Origin of the sequence: Xanthomonas sp. MUS 060 (assembly GCF_000963215.1) — a bacterium.
Taxonomy (GTDB): domain Bacteria; phylum Pseudomonadota; class Gammaproteobacteria; order Xanthomonadales; family Xanthomonadaceae; genus Xanthomonas_A.
In genome coordinates this window covers 1-4,763 of sequence record NZ_JZIM01000052.1, presented here as the reverse complement: position 1 = coordinate 4,763, position 4,763 = coordinate 1, and the positions used below count along the sequence as shown (strand labels likewise).

Genomic DNA, 4,763 nt, shown 5'->3' with positions numbered 1-4,763 from the left:
CGACATCCATAATATATTGATCCCTTCACACTCGACTGTCTCTGCCAAGCGTGCCGGGTTCATCAGAACATCGGATTCGATGACGATCAGGCGCGCACCATTGAGCAGCGCACCCCAGATTTCGAATGTGATCGCATCAAAACTCGGGTTGGCGGCCAAAGCAACACAGTCGCTCGGCATGAAGGGAAGATACCCATTGTTCAACACCAGGCGATTGATTCCCCGATGCGGGATTTCGACTCCCTTCGGCAGTCCTGTCGAACCGGAAGTGTACATGACATAAGCACTCTTACCGCCATGCGAGCGCAATCCTGGACTGTCAGACTGCGCCGCATTCACCACGGTATCGTCGACGTTGACCCGCAAGAGCTCAAGCGGCGCTGGCAGGATGGCATCTGTCACAGCCAACACCATCACGGCGCCGCAATCGGCGAGGATGTAGGCCAGCCGCTCAGGTGGATAGGCCGGATCCAGCGGAACATACGTCGCGGCATGAAGGGAAGATACCCATTGTTCAACACCAGGCGATTGATTCCCCGATGCGGGATTTCGACTCCCTTCGGCAGTCCTGTCGAACCGGAAGTGTACATGACATAAGCACTCTTACCGCCATGCGAGCGCAATCCTGGACTGTCAGACTGCGCCGCATTCACCACGGTATCGTCGACGTTGACCCGCAAGAGCTCAAGCGGCGCTGGCAGGATGGCATCTGTCACAGCCAACACCATCACGGCGCCGCAATCGGCGAGGATGTAGGCCAGCCGCTCAGGTGGATAGGCCGGATCCAGCGGAACATACGTCGCCCCCGCCTTGAGTACCGCCAGCAGCGCCACCACCATTTCGATACTGCGCTGCATGCAGATCGCCACACGATCATCCGGGCGCACACCCAACTTCCGCAGGTAATGGGCCAACTGATTGGCACGTGTATTCAACTCGTCATATGTCAGCGCCAACTCGCCATGCGCAATGGCGATTGCCGAGGGCTCACGCGCCACCTGTGCCTCGAACAACTCGTGTACACCGGCATCGCGTGGATAATCTGCCGCTGTTGCATGCATTCCACTCCATCAAGAGCTGATGCCGTTCGACCTTGTCCAGCAACGGCAGACGGTCCACCGCAAGATCTTCAGCGCCGTCGGCCACCATCGCATCCAACAGATGCCGCCAGTGGCCCATCCACCGCTGCAATGTCGCATGCTCGAACAACGACGTGGCTTCCACTCCATCAAGAGCTGATGCCGTTCGACCTTGTCCAGCAACGGCAGACGGTCCACCGCAAGATCTTCAGCGCCGTCGGCCACCATCGCATCCAACAGATGCCGCCAGTNCGCACTCGTCTGTGCGATGCCAAGTTCACTGGCCTGGACTTCACCGAGATCTAAAATGTCGCCCTCTGCTAACGACAACGACAGGTCGAACTGCGCACTCGTCTGTGCGATGCCAAGTTCACTGGCCTGGACTTCACCGAGATCTAAAATGCCCCCCCTGCGGCGTGTTCTGCCAGGCAAACATCACCTGGAACAGCGGCGCATGCGCCAGGCTGCGTGGCGGTTGAATCAGTTCGACCACCTGCTCGAACGGGATGTCCTGATGTGCCTGCGCTTGCAGTGTGCGGCTCTTCACCAACGCCAGCAATTGCGCCAGCGTCGGCGAGCCGGACAAATCCACCCGCATCGCCAGCGTGTTGACGAAGAAGCCAATCAATCCTTCGGTCTCGGGGCGGCCACGATTGGCAACCGGACTGCCGATCACCACATCGTCCTGCCCGGACAGACGCGATAGCAGCAACGCCCAACTCGCCAGGAGGGTCATATATAGCGTCAAGCCATGGCGCTGGCTCAGGGCCTTCAACGCCTGTGCCTGCTGCGGATCGACGATGACCTCCAACATCGCGCCGGCATGGTTTTGTCTCGCTGGACGTGCACGATCCGTCGGCAGTTCCAGCAACACCGGCGCATCGGACAACGTCTCGCGCCAGTAGATCGCCTGCTGTTCCAGCACATCGCCCATCAACCACTGCCGCTGCCAGCTTGCATAATCGGCATATTGAATAACGTCTCGCGCCAGTAGATCGCCTGCTGTTCCAGCACATCGCCCATCAACCACTGCCGCTGCCAGCTTGCATAATCGGCATATTGAATTGGCTGGTAACGGTGGCAGCGGATCGACCTCATCACGTGCAAAGGCCCGATACAGCACGCTCAACTCGTTGATCAAGATCCCCATCGACCAACCGTCCGAGACAATGTGGTGCATCGTGACGAAGAGGACGGATTCATCGTCGGCAAGTCGTATCAAAGGCCCGATACAGCACGCTCAACTCGTTGATCAAGATCCCCATCGACCAACCGTCCGAGACAATGTGGTGCATCGTGACGAAGAGGACGGATTCATCGTCGGCAAGTCGTATCAGCCAGCCACGGATCAACGGGCCATGCTCCAACGCAAATGGCGCTTGCGCTTCATCGACTAACAGCTGCTGCAACGCCACCTCACGATCAGGCACACCGCGCAGATCGTGATTGATCGATCAAATGGAAGCCGTTGTCCTCGTCAGCGATTTGCTGCAACGCCTGCCCGTCAACCAGCGCGAAGGTCGTGCGCAGCGACGCATGTCGAGCCACGATGCGATCCAACGCACGCCGCAGCGCCTGCGCATCCAACACACCGCGCAACCTTAGCCCGCCGCTGATGTGATACGCCTGACTGACACCCTCGAACTGCGACAGGAACCAGAGCCGTTGCTGGGCAAACGATAGAACGCGCGGCGCATCCGACTCCAGCGGCATGATCGGCTGCAAGGCCACACTAGAGGAAGAGGCCACAGACTCGGCAAGACGCTGCAACGTCGCATGCGCAAACAACTCGGCCACACCGATCTCGACACCCAACTCCTGACGCAAGCGCGAAGCGACCCGCACCGCCAGCAGCGAATGCCCGCCGATGGCGCCCGCCGCTGATGTGATACGCCTGACTGACACCCTCGAACTGCGACAGGAACCAGAGCCGTTGCTGGGCAAACGATAGAACGCGCGGCGCATCCGACTCCAGCGGCATGATCGGCTGCAAGGCCACACTAGAGGAAGAGGCCACAGACTCGGCAAGACGCTGCAACGTCGCATGCGCAAACAACTCGGCCACACCGATCTCGACACCCAACTCCTGACGCAAGCGCGAAGCGACCCGCACCGCCAGCAGCGAATGCCCGCCGATGGCGAAAAAGTCATCGTGCCGCCCGACCGACCATCTCCAGACCAAGCAGGTCGCTCCAAATTCCAGCAATGGCCTGTTCGATCGCGCCCTGCGGCGCTTCATACGCACGCGCCGCATAAGCCGCGCCATCTGGTGCCGGCAGGGCCTTGCGATCCAGTTTGCCGTTCGGGGTCAATGGCAGGCGATCCAACTGCACATAGGCTGCCGGCACCATGTAGTCCGGTAGCGTGGCGGACAGCCAATTGCGCAATACCTCCGCACCCAGATGTTCGGACGTCGCCCCCTGGCTACCGACTAAATACGCCACCAGTCGCTTGTCGTTGCCTGTGGCATCCTCCAGCGCCACCACTTGTCGTTGCCTGTGGCATCCTCCAGCGCCACCACCACGCACGCACTCGCGCACACCCGCATGCGCACTCAACCGCGCCTCGATCTCGCCGAGTTCAATACGGAAACCACGAATCTTGACCTGGTGATCGTTGCGTCCAACAAATTCAATCGTGCCGTCGGCTCGCCAACGCCCCATATCTCCAGTGCGGTACATCCGTACCGCTGGATCATGACTAAATGGATCAGAAAGAAAGCGCTCGGCAGTCAATTCATCGCGATTCAGATATCCACGTCCCACACCATCACCGCCGACATACAGCTCGCCCACCACTCCGACCGGAACTGGTGCAGCCTGCGTATCCAGGATGTAGACCCGCGCATTGGTAATCGGGCGACCAACCAGACTACCGCCACGCCAATCCACATCCTCTACCGCGATATTCCGCCATGTCACATGTACCGTGGTCTCTGTAATTCCGTACATATTGACCAGATGCGTGGCTAGGTTGCCCTCACGCTCGAACCAGGGTTTCAATATCGCGACATCCAATGCTTCGCCACCGAAGACGATCATCCGCAGGCAATGCTCCAAACGACGGGAGAACTGCGCTGAAACAAATGATTTGAAAGCACTCGGCGTCTGGTTTAAAACGGTCACAGATTCTCGACAGACGAATTTATAAAACGCATCCGGCGCACGTGCGATGTCCAATGGCACGACGACAAGACGACCTCCATAAAGCAATGCGCCGAATATTTCCCAAACCGAAAAGTCGAAGGCGTATGAATGAAATAATGCCCACACATCATTCGAGGAAAATTTGAAAATTTCCTCGGTCGATCTAAAGAGACCCGTGACATTCCGATGCTCGGTCATGACACCCTTCGGCGCACCAGTCGATCCAGACGTATAGATGACATACGCCAGATGGCGTGCAGTCAGACCACTGACATGGCGGTCTGGATTGCTATCGGGCATGTACTGCAAGCGTTCGGCTTCGCACTGAAGATAGACGAGCGGCGCCGAAGTGAAATTTTCCTCGACAAGGTGACTGCTGGCGGTATCCGTCAACATCACCACCGCGCCGCAATCTGACTGCATATAGGCAGGCCAGCCGCTCGGATAGGCCGGATCCAGGGGCACATACGCACCGCCCGCCTTCAGCACCGCAAGCAACGCCACCACCATTTCCACACTGCGCTGCCTGCACACAGAT

Annotated in this window: 7 protein-coding genes; 1 reads left to right on the top strand and 6 read right to left on the bottom strand. The window is 58.7% G+C overall.

The window, feature by feature from the left end; translation table 11 throughout:
* Nucleotides 1–438 (bottom strand): AMP-binding protein (locus tag XANALMUS060_RS16595; RefSeq protein ID WP_235430587.1); only part of this gene is annotated, 438 nt, incomplete at its 3' end.
* Nucleotides 414–1,061 carry an AMP-binding protein gene (locus tag XANALMUS060_RS17885; RefSeq protein WP_052688258.1) on the bottom strand — a complete coding sequence of 216 codons (648 nt, stop codon included), beginning with the start codon at nt 1,059–1,061 and terminating at the stop codon, nt 414–416. The genes XANALMUS060_RS16595 and XANALMUS060_RS17885, both read right to left, overlap by 25 nt.
* 19 nt (nt 1,062–1,080) lie before the next feature.
* On the opposite strand from XANALMUS060_RS17885, the gene XANALMUS060_RS20790 reads away from it, so the two are divergent.
* A complete protein-coding gene (locus XANALMUS060_RS20790; RefSeq protein ID WP_161795476.1) occupies nt 1,081–1,239 on the top strand; it encodes a hypothetical protein in 159 nt (52 codons plus the stop codon).
* Between the two features lie 225 nt (nt 1,240–1,464).
* Here XANALMUS060_RS20790 and XANALMUS060_RS22790 read toward each other — a convergent pair whose 3' ends face one another.
* The 4 genes from XANALMUS060_RS22790 to XANALMUS060_RS16580 form a co-directional block, all read right to left on the bottom strand.
* The gene (locus XANALMUS060_RS22790; protein WP_082065233.1) at nt 1,465–2,259 is read right to left on the bottom strand and encodes a condensation domain-containing protein; all 795 of its coding nucleotides are present in this window, start codon (nt 2,257–2,259) and stop codon (nt 1,465–1,467) included.
* 19 nt (nt 2,260–2,278) lie between these two features.
* Nucleotides 2,279–2,509, bottom strand: a complete 231-nt coding sequence (locus tag XANALMUS060_RS22785; RefSeq protein ID WP_052688256.1) for a condensation domain-containing protein — start codon at nt 2,507–2,509, stop codon at nt 2,279–2,281.
* Nucleotides 2,502–2,984 (bottom strand): condensation domain-containing protein, encoded by a 483-nt coding sequence (locus tag XANALMUS060_RS22780; protein WP_161795474.1) that lies wholly within the window; start codon nt 2,982–2,984, stop codon nt 2,502–2,504. The genes XANALMUS060_RS22785 and XANALMUS060_RS22780 overlap by 8 nt, the downstream gene beginning before the upstream one ends.
* Before the next feature lie 242 nt (nt 2,985–3,226).
* A complete protein-coding gene (locus XANALMUS060_RS16580; protein WP_255352400.1) occupies nt 3,227–4,759 on the bottom strand; it encodes an amino acid adenylation domain-containing protein in 1,533 nt (510 codons plus the stop codon).
* Nucleotides 4,760–4,763: the final 4 nt, after the last annotated feature.